General features: G+C 67.8%; 19 protein-coding genes. 9 read left to right on the top strand and 10 right to left on the bottom strand.

The window, feature by feature from the left end; genetic code table 11:
* Positions 1–3: 3 nt before the first annotated feature.
* From ABIC35_RS08190 to ABIC35_RS08180, 3 genes are read right to left on the bottom strand one after another with little or no spacing between them, the layout of a single operon-like run.
* Complete coding sequence (locus ABIC35_RS08190) at positions 4–330, bottom strand: hypothetical protein (RefSeq protein ID WP_121075403.1); 327 nt, start codon at positions 328–330, stop codon at positions 4–6.
* Positions 331–386: 56 nt separating this feature from the next.
* On the bottom strand, positions 387–755 hold the full coding sequence (locus ABIC35_RS08185) for a DUF3703 domain-containing protein (protein WP_354278397.1): 369 nt from the start codon (positions 753–755) through the stop codon (positions 387–389).
* Positions 752–1,399 carry a cation transporter gene (locus tag ABIC35_RS08180; RefSeq protein ID WP_121075406.1) on the bottom strand — a complete coding sequence of 216 codons (648 nt, stop codon included), beginning with the start codon at positions 1,397–1,399 and terminating at the stop codon, positions 752–754. The genes ABIC35_RS08185 and ABIC35_RS08180 overlap by 4 nt, the downstream gene beginning before the upstream one ends.
* Positions 1,400–1,480: 81 nt before the next feature.
* Between ABIC35_RS08180 and ABIC35_RS08175 the strand changes: the two genes are divergently transcribed.
* Both ABIC35_RS08175 and ABIC35_RS08170 read left to right on the top strand, forming a co-directional pair.
* Complete coding sequence (locus tag ABIC35_RS08175; RefSeq protein ID WP_354278443.1) at positions 1,481–1,891, top strand: MerR family transcriptional regulator; 411 nt, start codon at positions 1,481–1,483, stop codon at positions 1,889–1,891.
* Positions 1,888–2,715 (top strand): hypothetical protein, encoded by an 828-nt coding sequence (locus ABIC35_RS08170; protein ID WP_121075411.1) that lies wholly within the window; start codon positions 1,888–1,890, stop codon positions 2,713–2,715. The genes ABIC35_RS08175 and ABIC35_RS08170 overlap by 4 nt, the downstream gene beginning before the upstream one ends.
* Before the next feature lie 135 nt (positions 2,716–2,850).
* Here ABIC35_RS08170 and arsH read toward each other — a convergent pair whose 3' ends face one another.
* From arsH to ABIC35_RS08135, 7 genes are all read right to left on the bottom strand, one after another.
* Positions 2,851–3,597, bottom strand: coding sequence for an arsenical resistance protein ArsH (gene arsH / locus ABIC35_RS08165; RefSeq protein WP_121075414.1), 747 nt, complete (start codon positions 3,595–3,597; stop codon positions 2,851–2,853).
* The gene (gene arsN2 / locus ABIC35_RS08160; RefSeq protein WP_354278396.1) at positions 3,594–4,034 is read right to left on the bottom strand and encodes an arsenic resistance N-acetyltransferase ArsN2; all 441 of its coding nucleotides are present in this window, start codon (positions 4,032–4,034) and stop codon (positions 3,594–3,596) included. The genes arsH and arsN2 overlap by 4 nt, the downstream gene beginning before the upstream one ends.
* Positions 4,031–5,059 (bottom strand): ACR3 family arsenite efflux transporter, encoded by a 1,029-nt coding sequence (gene arsB / locus ABIC35_RS08155; RefSeq protein ID WP_183049340.1) that lies wholly within the window; start codon positions 5,057–5,059, stop codon positions 4,031–4,033. The genes arsN2 and arsB overlap by 4 nt, the downstream gene beginning before the upstream one ends.
* Positions 5,059–5,487 (bottom strand): arsenate reductase (glutaredoxin), encoded by a 429-nt coding sequence (arsC, locus tag ABIC35_RS08150; RefSeq protein WP_121075420.1) that lies wholly within the window; start codon positions 5,485–5,487, stop codon positions 5,059–5,061. The genes arsB and arsC overlap by 1 nt, the downstream gene beginning before the upstream one ends.
* A 10-nt stretch (positions 5,488–5,497) precedes the next feature.
* On the bottom strand, positions 5,498–5,830 hold the full coding sequence (locus tag ABIC35_RS08145) for an ArsR/SmtB family transcription factor (RefSeq protein WP_121075423.1): 333 nt from the start codon (positions 5,828–5,830) through the stop codon (positions 5,498–5,500).
* Positions 5,831–5,977: 147 nt separating this feature from the next.
* Complete coding sequence (locus tag ABIC35_RS08140; protein ID WP_121075426.1) at positions 5,978–7,159, bottom strand: abortive infection family protein; 1,182 nt, start codon at positions 7,157–7,159, stop codon at positions 5,978–5,980.
* Between the two features lie 56 nt (positions 7,160–7,215).
* Positions 7,216–7,581, bottom strand: coding sequence for an ArsR/SmtB family transcription factor (locus ABIC35_RS08135; protein ID WP_354278395.1), 366 nt, complete (start codon positions 7,579–7,581; stop codon positions 7,216–7,218).
* A 215-nt stretch (positions 7,582–7,796) separates the two neighbouring features.
* On the opposite strand from ABIC35_RS08135, the gene ABIC35_RS08130 reads away from it, so the two are divergent.
* Genes ABIC35_RS08130 through ABIC35_RS08100 form a run of 7 tightly spaced genes read left to right on the top strand, consistent with a single transcriptional unit; the run spans position 7,797 to position 13,378 of the window.
* Entirely contained in the window at positions 7,797–8,534 is a 738-nt protein-coding gene (locus ABIC35_RS08130; protein ID WP_183049341.1) for a hypothetical protein, read from the top strand.
* Positions 8,535–8,590: 56 nt separating this feature from the next.
* On the top strand, positions 8,591–9,472 hold the full coding sequence (locus ABIC35_RS08125; protein ID WP_121075432.1) for a 3'-5' exonuclease: 882 nt from the start codon (positions 8,591–8,593) through the stop codon (positions 9,470–9,472).
* 47 nt (positions 9,473–9,519) lie between these two features.
* On the top strand, positions 9,520–10,161 hold the full coding sequence (locus tag ABIC35_RS08120; protein WP_147425844.1) for a hypothetical protein: 642 nt from the start codon (positions 9,520–9,522) through the stop codon (positions 10,159–10,161).
* Positions 10,158–11,048: a hypothetical protein gene (locus ABIC35_RS08115; protein ID WP_121075437.1), complete on the top strand. Its 891-nt coding sequence runs from the start codon at positions 10,158–10,160 to the stop codon at positions 11,046–11,048. The genes ABIC35_RS08120 and ABIC35_RS08115 overlap by 4 nt, the downstream gene beginning before the upstream one ends.
* Positions 11,049–11,070: 22 nt before the next feature.
* Positions 11,071–11,742 carry a multiubiquitin domain-containing protein gene (locus tag ABIC35_RS08110; protein ID WP_183049342.1) on the top strand — a complete coding sequence of 224 codons (672 nt, stop codon included), beginning with the start codon at positions 11,071–11,073 and terminating at the stop codon, positions 11,740–11,742.
* Positions 11,717–12,925, top strand: a complete 1,209-nt coding sequence (locus ABIC35_RS08105; RefSeq protein WP_121075444.1) for a ThiF family adenylyltransferase — start codon at positions 11,717–11,719, stop codon at positions 12,923–12,925. The genes ABIC35_RS08110 and ABIC35_RS08105 overlap by 26 nt, the downstream gene beginning before the upstream one ends.
* A 51-nt stretch (positions 12,926–12,976) precedes the next feature.
* On the top strand, positions 12,977–13,378 hold the full coding sequence (locus tag ABIC35_RS08100; protein ID WP_121075447.1) for a hypothetical protein: 402 nt from the start codon (positions 12,977–12,979) through the stop codon (positions 13,376–13,378).
* Positions 13,379–13,499: the final 121 nt, after the last annotated feature.

Genomic DNA, 13,499 nt, shown 5'->3' with positions numbered 1-13,499 from the left:
ACGTCAGGCGATCGGCGGTCTCAGCGTGGAGTCGGCCTGGACCATCGCGAGTTCGGCGCTGTCGCCGGCCATGTGCTGGCCGGTGCTCGCCGGCGGGGCGGCGTGCGCGACCCGGTCGAGGGGCGCGGCGACGTGGTGGCCGTGGCACCCACCGTGGTGATGGGGGTAGCCCTTCTCGGAATCGGCGGGCACCTGGTCGGCGTCGCCGTCGACGTGGCCGGCGACTGCGGTCGCTTCGACGCCCGGGATGCACATCTGCTCGTTCGCGTGCGCGGCCACACCCAGCCCCATGGAGGCGAGGAGCGCGAGGCTCATCAGAAAGCGCAGCATGCGTGACACGAGGAACCGCATAGCACCGTCGAACGGGCGTGTCAGCGACGGAGCGGTCACGGCCTAGTCTCGGCATCGATCGCGGCGCGCAGGTCGGCCGGGATCGCCATGGGCTCGAAGGCGCTGACGTTGGAGCGGCCCGTGTTGCCGATCGGTATCCGACGGGTCAGCGAGCCGATCGGCGCCAGCGCCAGCCGCAGCGTCTGTCCGGGGACCTCTCGCAGGTCGCCCGTCCGAACGGCGTAGCCGAGCATGGTCCAGTGCACCCGCAGGTGCAGCGGAAGATCGGATTGCGAGAGAATGTGGGCGCGCTGGAGCGCCCACCACGCTGCACCGGTGTCCCCGATGGCGGCCGACGCGTCGTGGCGCTCCAGTTCGAGTCCGACGAGTTCATGCCGTCTGGACTTGGCGAGGTGCGTCATCATGCTGCTCCGCTCTGCAGGACGTTTGCCCGGCGGCCGCCGCTCAGCTCGGCGCGCGCCTGCCGGATGATCTGGACGCCGCCCGAGATGCCCAGCGCGGCCATGATCCCGGCGACGATCAGGTCTGGCCAGGCGGTGCCGGTGCCGAACACGCCGGCGGCGGCGAGCACCACTGCGACGTTGCCGATGGCGTCGTTGCGCGAGCAGATCCATACCGAGCGCATGTTCGCGTCGCCGGTGCGAAAGCGATAGAGCATCAGCGCCACAGCGGCGTTGGCGACGAGGGCGGCGACGCCCACGACGCCCATCACCTCGGCCTCGGGCATCCGACCGTGCCAGACCGCCCATAGGGTCGCGCAGAGCACGTAGATGCCGAGGGCGGCGAGCGTCGCTCCCTTCAGCAGGGCCGCGCGGGCCCGCCAGGCGAGCGCCATGCCCGCGACGCCGAGGCTGATCGCGTAGTTGGCGGCGTCGCCCAGGAAGTCGAGCGCGTCGGCCTGGAGCGCCTTCGATCCGCCCGCGACGCCCGCCGCCATCTCGGCCACGAACATGGTCGCGTTCACCGCCAGCGCGATCCACAGCGCGCGGCGCCACGACGGGCTGTTGTTGGGGTCGGGCTTTCCCGATGCGCAGCTGCTGCAGACCATTTCCACCTCGTGCGACTCGACGTGGATTGGTATATGGACCCTGTAGCAACTACAGACTCAAGGGGTTTTCTCGTGGCGAACCTGACGATCGGTCGCCTGGCCGAAGCGACGGGCGTGAAGGTGGAAACGATTCGGTATTACGAGCGGGCCGGCCTGATCGCGCCGCCGGCGCGCACCGCCGGCAACTATCGCGCCTATGCAACCGACGATCTCGACCGGCTCCGCTTCATCCGTCGGACGCGGGACCTGGGGTTCACGCTGGAGGAGGTGCGCGCCATGCTCGATCTCGCGGCCCAGCGGGACCGTTCGTGCGGGACCATTGACGCGATCGCCACGAAGCATCTCGACGAGGTGGATCGGAAGATCGCCGATCTGCAGGGGCTGCGGCGCGAGCTGTCCGCCATCATCTCGAGCTGCGCGGGCGGCACCGTCGGCCAGTGCCGGATCCTCGAGGCGTTCGCCGAGCAGCATGCCCGGGATGCTGCCGCATGAGTTCCGGTCTCGAACGCAAGCCGGAGACCGCGCCCCCGAGCCTGGAAGGGCTGGAGCGCGACGAACGCGTCGAGGCCATGGTCGGCGGGTTCTTCGAGAACTTCGAAGACCCGGGAGCGCACACGCCGCACGACAGCAGCGAGGGCGGGTTCCAGTATATCTGGGGCGGCCCATACGATGCGCTGGACCAGATCGGGTCAGCCTTCCCGGATGCGGAGCAGGACGAGATCGAGGAGGCGGTGGACGAGGTGCAGGCGGACGGCACCTACGACTGGGCCCCGTCCGACAGCCGGATCCAGCCCGACGATTATGACGATCCCGACATGGAGCTGGACGGCGGTTTGGAACTCGACGGCGGCCCGGCACCGGAACCGCTGGCGGATCGGCTGGCCGTTCTTGGCGAGCAGCTGGATCGGATCGAGGGGCACGTGTCGGCGCTGCTGAAGCTGCGCACGGAGGAGACCGGCGGCCTCGCGGGCATCGGCCACAACCGCCCCCCGGACGACGTCGACGGCGAGATCGACCTTCATGCCGTTCAGGAGAGCATCGAGGATGTTCGTGCCGAACTGGCCAAGCCAGCACGCGAGGACGACGCGGACGCCGAGAAGCTGGCTCGCGCCGAAACCCGCTTCCGCCGGCTCTTGGCGTGGGTGCAGCAGCACGCCGCCGAGGCGCCTGGCAAGTTGGTCGGCGGAGCGATCGCCGCAGCGGGCGGGCTGATGTTCAAATACGCGGTGGAGCACCAGGACCAGATCCTCGGCGCGCTGGAGCCTGCGATCTCTACGATATCGTCCTGGGCGGTGGCGGTGCACGCCTTGTTCTGAAGCTCGGGTTGGCCGGCGGCTTGCACCCCGCCGGCCGCCCGGCCGGGCGACGTCCGGGCCTTCCACAAGCCCGGGCGTCCGGCAATGCGTGATACGTTCAGCGCGTCTTTTCGAACAATTTTCAGAATCTTTTCGTCAGCGCGGCGCGATGGCGACGGCCGAGTGATCCGGAGGCGCATGGGCTTTCGGACCCGCCGCCTTGCGCTCCGAATACCTGTCGACGAGCTGGGCCGAATGGGGCCGCAGCAGGACGGTGAACCGCACAAGCTCCTCCATCACGTCGACGATGCGGTCGTAATAGCTGGATGGCTTCATGCGCCCGGCGTCGTCGAACTCCTTGTAGGCCATGGCGACCGACGACTGGTTGGGTATCGTGAACATGCGCATCCACCGGCCGAGCAGGCGCAGCGTGTTGACCGCGTTGAAGGACTGCGATCCGCCGGACACCTGCATGACCGCGAGCGTGCGGCCCTGGGTCGGCCGCATGCCCTTCATCTCGAGCGGGAGATGGTCGATCTGCGCCTTCATGATGCCGGTCACCTGTCCGTGCCGCTCCGGGCTGCACCAGACCATGCCCTCGGACCACAGCGCGTGTTCGCGCAGCTCGTGGACGGCGGGATGGTCGTCGCCGGCGATCTGGTCCGGCAGCGGCAGGTCGGACGGGTCGAAGATGCGCGTCTCGGCGCCGAACAGCCGGAGCAGCCGCGCCGCCTCCTCGGTCGCGAGGCGGGAGAAGGAACGCTGGCGCAGCGATCCATACAGAAGCAGGATGCGAGGCGGCGGCTGGTCCGAGCCGAGGCCGTCTGCCGGGCGGCGGATTACGAACGCCGGGTCCAGCGCCGGCAGGACGTCCACGTCATGCAGCTGGCGGAGGCGGCTCATGCGAGTTCCTTGACGAGATATGAGGCGCTCGCTGGGCAGAGCGACGAGAACTGGGCGGTGCCGGTGATTGCAGCCGGGGCCGTCGTGCGGTCGCCGTCGCGATAGCCGCGCCCGCGAAACAACCCGGCGACGCTCGTGGTGAGCAGGTGCAGGCGCTCGACGCCTTCCCGGCGCGCTACCGCCTCGGCATGAGCCATGAGAAGCCCACCATGTCCTTGGCGCTTGCGGCTCGGCAGCACCACAAGCGAGCGGAGCAGGCGATCCGGTCCATCGCCCTCGATGCCGATGAACCCGATCGGCCCGTTGTCGTCGGACAGCTCGAAGAAGGCGCGGCCTGGGTGGTCGAGGTCGTCGGTCGGAAGACCGGCGGCGTCTAGCGCCAGCTTCAGGATGTCGCGTGCACCGCCTGCCAGTGGGGCGAAGATCGTACGGTTCACGCCGGAGCGCCTTCATACCAGAAGCGCGTGCGCTTGACGATAGCGACGACGCTCAGCATGACGGGCACCTCGACCAGCACGCCGACCACCGTCGCCAGGGCTGCACCGGACTTGAGGCCGAACAGCGAGATCGCCGCCGCAACCGCGAGCTCGAAGAAGTTGGACGCGCCGATCAGCGCGGCGGGCGCCGCCACGCACCAGGCAACGCCGAGGCGCCTGGACAGCCAATATGCGATGCCCGCGTTGAAGTAGACCTGGATGAGGATCGGCACCGCGATCAGCGCAATGACGAGCGGCTGCGCGACGATCTGCTCGCCCTGGAAGCCGAACAGCAGGATGAGCGTCGCGAGCAGCGCGACGAGCGACGCGGGGCCGAGCCTGCGCAGGATCCGGTCGAGCGCCGGCTGACCGCCGCTCGCCAGCAATGCCCGGCGGACGATCTGCGCGGCGATGACCGGCACGACGATGTAGAGCACGACCGATAGCAGCAGCGTATCCCAGGGGACGGTCACGGAGGCGACGCCCAGGAGCAGCGCGACCAGCGGTGCGAACAGGAATACCATGAGCAGGTCGTTGAGCGCCACCTGGCTCAGCGTGTAGGTCGGCTCGCCCTCGCACAGGTTGGACCAGACGAACACCATGGCGGTGCAGGGCGCAGCGGCCAGCAGGATAAGGCCCGCTATGTAGGACTGGATCTCCCCCGCCGGCAGCAGCGGCGCGAACAGCCAGCCGAGGAACATCGTCCCGAGCGCGGCCATGGAGAAGGGCTTCACGGCCCAGTTGACGAATAGCGTGACGCCGACGCCCTTCCAGTGCTGCCGGACCGAGCCGAGCGCGGCGAAGTCGATCTTCAGCAGCATGGGGATGATCATCAGCCAGACGAGCGCCGCCACGACGAGGTTAACGCGCGCCACCTCGGCGGCAGCGATCGCGGCGAAGACCTTTGGGATCGCCTGTCCGAGCGCGATCCCCGCGACGATGCACAGCACCACCCAGAGCGACAGGTATCGCTCGAACGTGCCCATCAGCGCACGCGCTGGCCGGCGGCGTCGACGACCTGTTCGCCGTCCTCCTTGGCGAAGGCGCCACGCTGCGGCCCGGGCAGGATGTCGAGCACGGCTTCGGAGGGGCGGCATAGGCGCACGCCGAGCGGCGTCACGACGAGCGGACGGTTGATCAAAACTGGGTTCGCCATCATCGCGTCGACGAGCGCCTCATCGCTCAAGGCTTCGTCGCCCAGACCGAGCTCACCGTATGGCGTGCCCTTCTCGCGCAGCAGCTGCCTTGGGGTGAGACCTGCTCGCTCGATCAGCTGGATGAGCAGCGCCCGGGCGGGCGGCGTCTTGAGATACTCGACGACGTGCGGCTCAATGCCGGCGTTGCGGATCATCGCCAGCGTGTTGCGTGACGTCCCGCATTCGGGATTGTGGTAGATGACGACGTCGACAGCCATCGGCGGTTCCTCAGCAGCAGGCGGTGAGTTCGGCGACGAGCGGCTCGCACAGTTCGGCACGGCCCTGGCAGCAATCCTTAGCCAGGAAGGTCATCAGGTCGCGCAGCGCGTCCAGGTTGGCGCGCTGGACCATGCGGCGGCCCTGCTTGTCGGATTTGACCAGTCCCGCCTTGGCGAGAACCGCGAGATGTGTGGAGAACGTGCTCTGCGTGAGCGAGAGCATTTCGGCGAGCTCGCCCGTCGAAAGCCCCTTCGGCTCGTGCCGAACCAGATGGCGGAAGGTCGACAGCCGCGTCTGGTTCGCCAGCGCGGCCAGCACATCAAGAGCATCGGCCTGGTTCATGCATCGGCATTATCCGATGCAAATGCCGCGCGCAAGAAGCATCGGCATTCCCCGATACATTGCGGATTTGGCCGGACCTACGACTACCTGGGGTGCTGCCGATCGCATGGCGGCAAAGTTGGTCGAGCTGGTCTTTCCTCGGGCGGATCAGTCGTCGACTGCCGTTCCGGTCGGTGTCTTCCGCCTCGTGTCCCAGGTTGCGACCAGGAAGGTCGCCATCGAGCCTGCGAGGTTGACCGCGAGCTCCGCGTGTCGTGCCGCCGGACGCGCCCGCTTCGGTCCGCCGCCGTGCGCATCGCCGAGCTTGTTGCGGAGCGCGCCGAGCGACTCGACGATCGACTGGCAGTTGCCGAGGATCTGCTTGAACACCTGTTCGCTGTGATCGTCCGGCGCCAGCTTTAGTCCTTTCGACAGCTTGCGGTAGAGCGCCGGCAGGTCGTCCTGATCCGCCGCCGGTATGTCGAGATCGTCGAGCAGCCAGCGGCAGACGTCTTCCAGGAGCGTGCGCGCCAGCGTGATAGCGCCGGCGGGATCGTCGCTGCGACGGTCCAGGGCCGCGGTCCAGCGCGCATGCACCTGTTCGGGTTCGAACTTGGCCAACGTGTTCGAGATCGTGGCGTCGGCGGGCGATCCGATGGCGGCAGCATTGACCGTGTAGACCGGGCAGCCCGAGATCCGGCCGGTGCGCGACAGGCGGTAGCCGTCGTGCTGGAGATGGCGGTTGATCCTCTCGACGCGATCCTTCTGGCCGTTCTCGTCGATCGCCGTGGGATGCACGGCCGCTTCAAGGAAGCGGAAGAGGAGCGCCTTAGACGCGTCGAGCAGGCCCAGTCGCTCCAGCAGCTCGCGGTTGGTCCAGTCGTCATTCCGGATGGTGTGCTGGACGATGTCGTCCTTCAGCGAGCGGTGCCCCCAGACATCCGTGTCGGCAAAGGCGGACGGCATGGCTGCGACCGGCCATATCTGCTCGATGAAGTCGAGCTGGTCATACTCGGTGCACAGCGGCTCGCCCTCGAACGCATCGAAGATACGCCGCCGCGTCAGCACGGATACCGGGGGGGTCCCCTGTTCCGCCACCTTCGCGACGTGCTCGGCGAGCCAGAAGTCGCCATCCTGCTCCAGGAGTTCCTGCGCGATCTTGACCAGCCGCGCGGTCGGCACCGAGTTGAGTCGCGAGTTCACGTAGCGCAGCTTGCTCCGCATCGCCTCGTCTTCCGTCCCGGGCGCTAGGCCGAGCCGGGCGCAGATGGCGGGAACGTCATATGCCTTGTTGCCCGCCACGACCTCGGCGATGCGGGTTCTAAGATTATTTACGTCCGTGCGGGTCATGCTGGCAGCGTATATGATGCGACGATCTCCACCAAGTGGCTGCGCCTCGGTCGGTTTTAGGCGATCGGGGCGTCGCCGATCACGTCCTTGACGCGCTCGCCGCAGCAGCAGTCCATCCGTTCGAGCTGCGGGTCGATGACGTCGGCACAGCCAAGGCAGCAATCGTGCATGAGGAACAGCGCGAGGTCGCGCACGGCGTCGGGCTCCGCCCTGTAGGTGATGTTGCGCCCGGCTTTGGTCGATGAGATCAGGCCGGCGCGGGACAGGATGGTCAGGTGCACCGACATGGTGCTCGCCGGCGTGCCGATGCGTTCGGCAAGCTGGCCAGGGGACAGGCCGTCCGGCCGCGCCCGAGCGAGCTGGGTGAAGACCTCCAGACGGGTCGGCTGCGCGAGGGCGCTCATCACCTCGATCGCTTTCATCTTTTCCACTCCTCTAGAATAGTCGAAGCGACAGCGGCCGCAAGCCGTTCCGGCGTGGCCACACTCGTGAAACGAGCGTTAACCATCAAAATATATTTCGTTGTTTCTAGAAAGGTTGAAATAAGGAGCGACGGGTCCATATCGTCGCCGTCCGGCCATCCGTCGCCAGGGTCGGGCGAGTGAGCGTCAGAACCACCGGCGACTGGGAGTAGGCTATGAACGCCATCACTCTGGGCGCGGATCATGGCGCCATGCGGGTCGACTATCCGACCAGCGACATCGACTACCAGGATCCCCTGGATGCGGACGAGCCGAACGACGGCATCGTCGCCACCTCGCGGCGGGGGCTGACCCGTCTCGCTCTCGTCGCCGCCGAGGCGGGCGCCCGTTTCCAGCGTGAGGGGATCGCCCACGATCCCGTGGCCTGGATGCTCGCCCCGCGCCAGCTCTTCCGCGGAGCCGCGGCGATCGAGGCCTGTCTCGAACGCGACGACTGCATGCGCGCGGTCCTGCTGCACGGGCTCTCCATCGGGCTGGATGCCGCGCCGGCTCGCATCGACGCCCTGCTCGCTGACAGCCCGGGCGACGACGACCTCGGCGGCCCGTGGCTCGGCGGGGAGCGTGGAGGGATCGCGAGCGGTCCGCCCGGCAGTCGCCGGCTGCGCCTCTACAGTGCGGTCATCGTGATCGCCCGGGGCGGCGAGCTGCTCCACGCCTTCCACGCGTCGGTCGCGCCGTCGGCAGCCGTGGTGCGCGAGCGTATCCGCGCGCGGTTCGGCTCGGCGGCAGCCGCACAGGCCGAGATCCGCGTCGGCTTCGACCCCGAGTGCCCCGCGACGATGGGCATGGTGCCGCCCGCCGTCGTCGACACGCTGATCGCCGCTGGCCGCCGGCGCCGCCCCGCCATGCTCGCCGGTCTCGACATCACGGTGGAGCAGCGCCTGCCGTCCTGATCCCGGGCGAGCGCACCAGACGACGACCGACACCACAATCGAATACGGAGGCAACCATGTCGTTCTCGAACGTCGGGTGCGAAGTCGCGCCCGCGGATCACAACGATTCGTCCGTCCGCATCCTGCACAGGCTCGACGTGCAGGAGGGCCCGACCGGTGAGGGCGCAGGCAAGGGCCCGCATGTTGGGCTGGTGCTCGACGTCGAGACCACCGGCCTGGACTTCGAGCGCGATGCCATCATCGAACTCGCCGCGCGCCGGTTCCGCTATGACGATGAGGGCGTCATCACCCACATCGACCGGCCCTACGAATGGACCGAGGATCCGGGCAAGCCGATCCCGCCGGAGATCGCCGCGCTCACGGGGCTGCGCGACGAGGACGTCGCCGGCCGGTTCATCGATGACGAGGCCGCGACGCGCCTGCTGCGGTCCGCGACCGTCGTGATCGCCCACCATAGCCGTTTCGACCGCCGCTGGGTCGAGCGGCGGCTCGAGGGAGCGCAGGGTCTGGCCTGGGCGTGCTCGATGGAGCAGATCGACTGGCGGGGGCGCGGCTTCGATGGCCGCAGCCTCGGCTTCCTCCTGTGCCAGGCGGGCTGGTTCCACGACGGCCACCGTGCGGGCGCCGACGTGGACGCCGTGATCCAGCTGCTGCGCCACCCGTTCGAGGACGGGCGGACGGCCTTGGCGGACCTGCTCGAGCGTTCGGCGAGGCCGAGCTGGGTGGTGCGGGCGGTCGGTGCCGACTTCTCGGTCAAGGATCTGCTGCGCTCGCGTGGTTATCGCTGGGACCCTGCGCGCAAGACCTGGTGGACGGAGGTCACGGACGACGAGCGCGTGCGCGAGGAGTTCTGGCTGGCGGCCAACGTCTACTCGACCTCCGCGCGAGCGCTGGGCCCCACATTCGAGGAGATCTCGGCGACGACGAGGTTCCTGTGACCGGCGGCGGTCATCGTCGCGGTCATCGGGCCGCCGACCGGAGCGCCGTGCTAGTCGAGGCGCCCCACCTTGGTGAGGGCTGCTGGCCCGCGCTCGACGTCGAGGCGTCTTCCGTTCTGCTTGTGCGCCCGGTGCCCGGTCACGATGGCAGGCGCAACGCGATCTGGAGCCTCGATGCCGGTCCGGCTCGCGCCCAAGCCGTGTTCGACTGGATGGCGAATCGGGTGGACCAGTGGCCGCTCTGGGCGAGGCTGGCCTGCCTGTTCGGCGAGCAGGCGGTCACGGCGATCGTGGTCGACGGCGCGGAACGCGACGCCGAGCAGGCGGCACTGCGGGAGGAGAGCGCAAGGCTGGAGGCGGAGGAGCGTCGCAGGCTGCACGAGCGCATCGAGCTGTTCGTGCTCGACCCGAAGAACAAGCGTCCCGGCCTGTCCCTGGAGAGTGGCGACGAGGACAAGCCGTTCTTCGTCATGCGATTTTCCGAGAAGTGGGAGCGCGAGCGTGTCCTTGACTGGATGCGTTGGCAGAAGCCGCGGTTCCAGGAGTTTCGCGGGATCGCCGAGGCCGAAGGCGCGGTCGTGCTCGAGCGCGTGGTAATTGCCGGCATGCGTGAGACCGAGGCCGAGGTGAAGCGCCGCGGCATCGGCTCGGGCGGCCGTCGCCCGCTCCGGTTCTGGAGGGGCGAATGACGGGATCCACCCTCCATGGCGATGCGGACCGGGGCACTGAGGTGGCGCTCGTGCCGGGTCAGATGAATGCCCCGTCGGTGTTGATCGCGCAGGGCTTTGGGGCCGACGCGCCACCGCTCGGTCTGGCCGCTGCGCTTCCGCTTCGCGGCGGTGGCAGCCGGGTCCGGGATCGGTTGATGTCCGAACTCGGCTTCCACTGGCAGGCGGAGTTGCGCGGTGTGGTGGAGCGAGCGGTCGCTCGTTCCCGCGCCGTGGGAGCAGATTGGCTGACGATTCCGCCGCTGCTGCTCTGCGGCCCCACTGGCGTCGGGCGCACGCACGTCGCAAGGCGCATCGCAGAAATGGCAGGTCTCCCGCACGTCGGCATAGCGGTCGGGGGCTCATCGGGCATCGAGCAGCTTCGACCGAGCAGCTGCGGTCCCGACCTTCTGCTTCCGTCGGCGCCGGTCCTGGCCATGGCGGTCTCGCGATGCGCCAACCCCGCCGTCAGCGTCTTCGGAGTGGAGGCGCTCGACGCTCACGGGCAGGCCGAGCTCGCACGGATGATCGATCCCGCAACGGCGGAACGGTGGGTCGACTATGCCTGCGGGGCCACCGTCGACCTCCGGCACGTCAACTGGATGGTCCAGGCGCACGAGCCCGCAGCGCTGGTGCCGTCCCTCTTGCGTCTGCTCCAGCCGGTCTGGCTCCGCTTTCCTGAAGGTGCCGATGTCCCGCTGCACCTCTCCGAGATCCTAGCCGAGGCGGCCATCGATCTGGGGGTGATCGACCGCGTCGGGAGCCGCGCCAGCGACGGGGTGGAGCATCTCTCGCGCCTGCGCGGTGAGCTCTCGACCGCGCGCATTTACGCAGCCGCGCGGCAATGGCTCGACTCGCAATTCGGATGATCAACGGAAGAAGGAGATGAAGATGAATGGGGACGACCGTTTCGAGATTGAGGTCGACGACAGGTTGGTTGCCGCGACCGGGTCCGCGGTTTCGGCGGACGGAGTTCTGGCGTTGTCCGGGCTTGGCGATGGCGGGATCGTGATCCGTGTCGATGGAGGGCGGGCCGCCCACCTGGCGCATGGAGCCAGCGTGCCGCTCGAGCCCGGCATTCGGCCCGCCTTCAGAACCTTCCGAGGTGCGACGGTCCGCCACCTGCGAGTGGCCGGCCTGATCTGGGATTGGGGCGACCCGGCAATCACGGAGACGGAGATCCGCGCGATCGGCGGCATCGGTGACGACGTCGATCTGTGGCGGGATGGCGGGAGCGAGCCGCTGCGCCGAGGCTCGGTCGTCGATCTGACCACCCCGTGGCCGCCGCAGATCGATGCTCGTGACGCGGTGCCGGAACGCTCGTCGGTGCCGGTAGTAATCAATGGCCGACAGGTGCTGCTGGAGCGGCCCGAGGTTACGTTCGAGGATCTCGTGGGCCTGGCGTTCCCCGGCACCGACCTCGTCAGCGCGTCGAGCCGCGCCCTGACCGTCACCTATCGCCAGGGACCACCAGATCGACCGGAAGGCTCATTGCTTGCGCAGGAGGCGATCAGGGTCCGCCAGGGCGAGGTGTTCAATGTCAGCGCCACGAACAAGTCGTAGCCCCGACCTCCAGCGCCTTGTCGACGATGGCTACGACGTGGCCATCGTTGCCGGGTTCCTGGTCGTGCGCGACGTTCCCTATGTCGATCGCTACAGGCAGGTCAGACGCGGGCAGCTGGTGTCGCGCCTCGATCTCGCCGGCGACCGCACGGTCGCCCCGCGCGACCATCAGGTCTGGTTCGCCGGCGCGCTCCCCTGCGACCGGGAGGGGCGGCCCCTCGTCAACATGGTCCATTCCCAGAACGCGCGACGGGATCTCGGCGGCGGGCTGGTGGTCGACCACTGGCTCTGCAGCAGGCCGATCGGTCGCGAGTTCGTGGACTATCACGAGAAGATGGTGACGTTCGTAAATCAGATCTCGGGCCACGCGGCGGCGATCGATCCCGCGGCGAGCGCGCGGCCGGGCAGGATCGTCACTGCTGACCCGTCGGACTCCCCGTTTCACTATGTCGACACCGCCACCTCGCGCAACGGGACCGGCAGGCTGGCCGACCGCATCGCCGGTCAGTCGGTCGGCATCGTCGGGCTAGGCGGAACTGGCGGCTATGTGCTCGACTTCGTGAGTAAGACGCCAGTCGCCCGTATCCATTTGTTCGACGACGACGAGTTCCTGCAGCACAACGCCTTCAGGGCGCCCGGTGCTGCCTCGCGCGACAGCCTTGGGGATCGGCGCGCAAAGGTGGATCACTTCGACCGGATCTACTCTCGGTTGCATCGCGGTATCGTGCCGCATCGAGTGAGGATGGGCCGTGCGACTGTGGATCTGCTCGACGGCATGGACTTCGTGTTCCTCTGCCTGGACGATCCTTCGGCTAAGCGGCCCGTGATCGAGCGACTCGAGGATCGGGGGGTCGCCTTCGTCGACGTCGGCATGGGATTGCAGGCTGGAGACGGCGGGCTGACGGGCATCTTGCGGGTGACCACAAGCACCGCGGAGATGCGTGACCACGTGTGGGACCGGAACCGCATCCCCATGGCGGGCGCCGATGCCGACGATCCGTATTCGACCAACATTCAAGTGGTCGAGCTCAACGCCCTGAACGCAGCGCTCGCCGTGATCCGGTGGAAGCGCCTTTTCGGCTTCTACGTCGATCTCGGCGCAGAATACTTCGCCACATACGACGTCGCGGGGAACTACATCATCAACGAGGATCAGCACAATTACTTGAGAGTTGGACTCTAGAGTCCAACTCTCAAGTTGACTTAAACTCAGAGTCAATGAATTTATGAGGACATGATAAAGGCCGACAGATTCGCCGGTAAGGTGCTCCTAAGGAAGCGCAGCTCCTGCATCGCAGATCTGGAGCAGCTCTACGCGGAACGTGACGAGCTGATCGAGCAGTTGAGACAGCTCGATGCGATGATCGGTGCGACGCAGGCATACATTCGCGAGCTCGACATCCGTGCTGGCGACGCGCCTGCGGATCGCCGGCTACGCGGCGCACGCAGCATACGGGAGATGGTGCTGACGGTCGTGACGCAGGCCGGCGGGCCGCTTCGGGCGAGCGACATTCAGGCCCGGATCGAGAAGGAGTTCAGCCGCCGTGTCGAGCGGACCAGTCTGTCGCCCGTCCTCTCGAAGCTGAGGTGGGCGGGAAAGCTCGGACACGGAGAGGAGGGATGGAGTATCCCGTGAAATGAGGCGGGGCCGTTCGCGCCAACGAACGACCCCGCAGTGGCTTAGTCGATTCCAGACAGCCCTCGAAGACCAACCAGCGGGTTGCACCCCGCCAGCCAAGAAAGGAACTCAACCATGA

The organism is Sphingomonas trueperi, from assembly GCF_040545965.1.
Classification (GTDB): domain Bacteria; phylum Pseudomonadota; class Alphaproteobacteria; order Sphingomonadales; family Sphingomonadaceae; genus Sphingomonas; species Sphingomonas trueperi_C.
Note: the sequence above shows the minus strand (reverse complement) of the source record. Positions and strands in the feature narration are given on the sequence as shown.

Coding starts and splice junctions, on each gene's coding strand:
- ABIC35_RS08180 (WP_121075406.1), bottom strand. CDS start 1,399: ATGGTCTGCAGCAGCTGCGCATCGGGAAAGCCCGACCCCAACAACAGC.
- arsH (WP_121075414.1), bottom strand. CDS start 3,597: ATGAGCCGCCTCCGCCAGCTGCATGACGTGGACGTCCTGCCGGCGCTG.
- arsB (WP_183049340.1), bottom strand. CDS start 5,059: ATGGGCACGTTCGAGCGATACCTGTCGCTCTGGGTGGTGCTGTGCATC.
- ABIC35_RS08130 (WP_183049341.1), top strand. CDS start 7,797: ATGAACGCCATCACTCTGGGCGCGGATCATGGCGCCATGCGGGTCGAC.
- ABIC35_RS08135 (WP_354278395.1), bottom strand. CDS start 7,581: ATGAAAGCGATCGAGGTGATGAGCGCCCTCGCGCAGCCGACCCGTCTG.
- arsC (WP_121075420.1), bottom strand. CDS start 5,487: ATGGCTGTCGACGTCGTCATCTACCACAATCCCGAATGCGGGACGTCA.
- ABIC35_RS08125 (WP_121075432.1), top strand. CDS start 8,591: ATGTCGTTCTCGAACGTCGGGTGCGAAGTCGCGCCCGCGGATCACAAC.
- ABIC35_RS08110 (WP_183049342.1), top strand. CDS start 11,071: ATGAATGGGGACGACCGTTTCGAGATTGAGGTCGACGACAGGTTGGTT.
- ABIC35_RS08170 (WP_121075411.1), top strand. CDS start 1,888: ATGAGTTCCGGTCTCGAACGCAAGCCGGAGACCGCGCCCCCGAGCCTG.
- ABIC35_RS08140 (WP_121075426.1), bottom strand. CDS start 7,159: ATGACCCGCACGGACGTAAATAATCTTAGAACCCGCATCGCCGAGGTC.
- ABIC35_RS08190 (WP_121075403.1), bottom strand. CDS start 330: ATGCTGCGCTTTCTGATGAGCCTCGCGCTCCTCGCCTCCATGGGGCTG.
- ABIC35_RS08100 (WP_121075447.1), top strand. CDS start 12,977: ATGATAAAGGCCGACAGATTCGCCGGTAAGGTGCTCCTAAGGAAGCGC.
- ABIC35_RS08185 (WP_354278397.1), bottom strand. CDS start 755: ATGATGACGCACCTCGCCAAGTCCAGACGGCATGAACTCGTCGGACTC.
- ABIC35_RS08145 (WP_121075423.1), bottom strand. CDS start 5,830: ATGAACCAGGCCGATGCTCTTGATGTGCTGGCCGCGCTGGCGAACCAG.
- ABIC35_RS08105 (WP_121075444.1), top strand. CDS start 11,717: ATGTCAGCGCCACGAACAAGTCGTAGCCCCGACCTCCAGCGCCTTGTC.
- ABIC35_RS08115 (WP_121075437.1), top strand. CDS start 10,158: ATGACGGGATCCACCCTCCATGGCGATGCGGACCGGGGCACTGAGGTG.